Here is a 2816-nt window from a genome sequence, read left to right on the forward strand (position 1 = left end):
GCTGGTGGCCCGGCCGCGGGTCGCGGCGGCGGCGCGGCCGGTGTTCGTGCGGGCCGCGCTGGCCGGGTTCGCCGGGTTCGCGGTGCTCGGCATGTTCACCGCCGTCTGCCCGGCGTTCCTCGGCGAGGAGCTGGGCGTGCACAACCCGCTGGTCACCGGGCTGGTGGTCGGCGCGGTGTTCGGGGCGTCGGCGGCCGGCCAGCTCGTCGCCCGCCGGACCGGGCCAGTCCTGGGCCTGCCGCTCGGCTGCGTCGTGCTGGTCGTCGGGGTGGGGTTGGTCGCGCTGGCGCTGGTGTTCGGCTCGCTCGCGCTGCTGGTCGTCGGCGGGGTGACCGCGGGCGTCGGGCAGGGGTTGAGCTTCGCCGCCGGCCTCGGCGCGCTGCTGGCCGCCGCCGCCCCGGCGGCCAGGGCGCAGACCTCGTCGGCGTTCTTCGTCGTCGCCTACATCGCTCTGTCGGTGCCGGTCGTCGGTATCGGCGTGCTCGCGACGCTGACCACGCTGCGGACCGCGGGACTGATCTTCGTCGCCGTCGTGGGCCTGCTGGCTCTCACCGTCCTCGTCCTGCTGCGGCGGGCACCGCGCGGCGCGGGGGCGTGACGCGGCGCGCACGGGGCGGACGGCGGGCGCCAGGCCGGGGCAGGTCGGGCAGAGTGGGGATGTGGACCTGCTGAGCGAGCCGTTGATGGGCGGCCGGGACGGAACGACCAGCGGCGGCGCCGGGGCCGGCGCGGCGCGGCGGCTGGTCGAGCGGGACCGGGCCGTGGTGTGGCACCCGTACGCCGCGGTCGGGCCGGATGCCCGCGGGCCGCTGTTCCCGGTCGCGTCCGCCGCGGGCGTGCGGCTCACGCTCACCGACGGGCGTGAGCTCGTCGACGGGATGTCGTCGTGGTGGGCGGCGATCCACGGCTACCGTCACCCTGTCCTCGACGCCGCGGCGCACGCCCAGATCGACACGATGGCGCACGTCATGTTCGGCGGGCTCACCCACGAGCCGGCGGTGGCCCTCGCCGAGACCCTGGTGGCGATCACCCCGAAGCCGTTGCGCCGGGTGTTCCTGTGCGACTCGGGGTCCGTCTCCGTCGAGGTCGCCATCAAGATGGCGCTGCAGTACCAGGCCGGGCGGGGCCGGCCGGAGCGGACCAGGCTGCTGACGATCCGGCGCGGCTACCACGGCGACACCTCCGGCGCGATGGCCGTCTGTGACCCGGACACCGGCATGCACCACCTGTTCGCCGGGCTGCTCCCGCGGCACCTGTTCGCCCCGCCGCCGGCGCGCGGGTTCGCCGAGCCGTTCGAGGACGCCGACGCCGAGCCGTTCGCGGCCCTGCTCGCGGCCCACGCCCACGAGGTCGCCGCCGTGATCCTCGAGCCGGTGCTGCAGGGCACGGGCGCGATGCGTGCCTACGCCCCCGGCTGGCTCGCCCGGGTCCGCGAGCTGTGCGACGAGCACGGCGTGCTGCTCGTCGCCGACGAGATCGCCACCGGGTTCGGCCGGACGGGAGAGCTGTTCGGCTGCGACCATGCCGGGATCAGCCCGGACATCATGTGCGTCGGCAAGGCGCTGACCGGTGGCTACCTGACGATGGCGGCGACGCTGTGCACCGAGGAGGTCGCCGACGGGGTGTGCGCGCCGCCGGCGGGCGCGTTCATGCACGGCCCGACGTTCATGGCGAACCCGCTGGCCGCGGCGGTCGCGAACGCCAACCTCGGCCTGCTGCTGTCGTCCCCGTGGCGCGAGACCGTGCGGCGCATCGAGGCCGAGCTCGCCGCCGGCCTCGCGCCGGCCGCCGACCTGCCAGGCGTGGCGGAGGTCCGCACCCTGGGCGCCGTCGGTGTCATCGAGACCCGCGAGCCGGTCGACATGGCCGTCATCCAGCCCCTGCTGGTCGATCTGGGCGTCTGGATCCGCCCCTTCGGCCGCCTCGTCTACACCATGCCGCCCTTCATCACCTCGACCGCGGATGTCGCCACGGTGACGTCCGCCATGGTCGAGGCCGTCGCCCGTACCTCGGGATGACCACCGGCCACCACCACCGTCGGTCGGCCGACGACGTCGCCGGAACCCGCCACGGGAGCCCGACCGCGTGATCCCGGTACGCGCCGGGTAGCCCGGGCTGGCGCCGAGCCAGCGGGGGCTAGCTGGGCCGATCCGCCCGGAGGTGCCATGGCGCGCGGTCCCGCGGCCGGCCGGTGGGGCGCGGTGTGGACGTGCCGTGACCTTCTGGGGGGGAGGCCACAGTGCTCCCGCGGGCCGGGTCGGTGCCGCGGGAGCCGGGGGGTACGGGGTGGGGAGTGGGCGTTCGCGCAGGTCAGCGCCGAGGCGAGGTGGTCACTATGTTGCTGTGTGTATATAGATCGGAGACGGTGGTTACCTAAGGCGACAGATGACCGACATCGGCGAAGTAGTTGCCGATGCCCGCCCGACCTTCGTACTCTTTGTTCTCAGCAGAGCACAGGGAGTAGCTATACCCCAGGGGGGCCCTAGACCGGCGATTCCCGCCTGGACCTTGGACGAGGAAGGCCGATGCCCCATGGCCACAGCGACCGAAGCCGCCGCGTCCCACGGCGAGCGCCGCGGACGGGGCAGCGCCGTGGAGAACGTCGTCCCGGGCCGACGCCGCGACCGGGTGGGCGCCGCGCTGCGCGCGTGCTGGCCGGACTCGTGGCGGCGGACGAGTGAGCCCGCGCCCTTACGGCTCGACACGGCCATCGGTCCGGACAACGCCATGATGACACGACCGGCGGGCCCCCCGCGCCCGCCGCGGCGGGCACGCCCGCCCGTCCCGGTCCTCGACGTCCTGGCGGACGGCGGCTG

General features: G+C 75.1%; 2 protein-coding genes and 1 pseudogene. All 3 read left to right on the forward strand.

Going from position 1 to position 2816, the window contains the following annotated elements; genetic code table 11:
* Positions 1 to 598: pseudogene (locus tag FRCN3DRAFT_RS45120) on the forward strand (MFS transporter); the annotation flags it as partial.
* A gap of 85 nt (positions 599 to 683) precedes the next feature.
* A complete protein-coding gene (locus tag FRCN3DRAFT_RS0218420; protein WP_051466954.1) occupies positions 684 to 2018 on the forward strand; it encodes an adenosylmethionine--8-amino-7-oxononanoate transaminase in 1335 nt (444 codons plus the stop codon).
* A 514-nt stretch (positions 2019 to 2532) separates the two neighbouring features.
* A partial coding sequence (locus FRCN3DRAFT_RS56290) for a hypothetical protein (protein WP_007520748.1) occupies positions 2533 to 2816 on the forward strand: 284 nt, incomplete at its 3' end.

The sequence above is a fragment of the Pseudofrankia saprophytica genome (assembly GCF_000235425.2).
Classification (GTDB): domain Bacteria; phylum Actinomycetota; class Actinomycetes; order Frankiales; family Frankiaceae; genus Pseudofrankia; species Pseudofrankia saprophytica.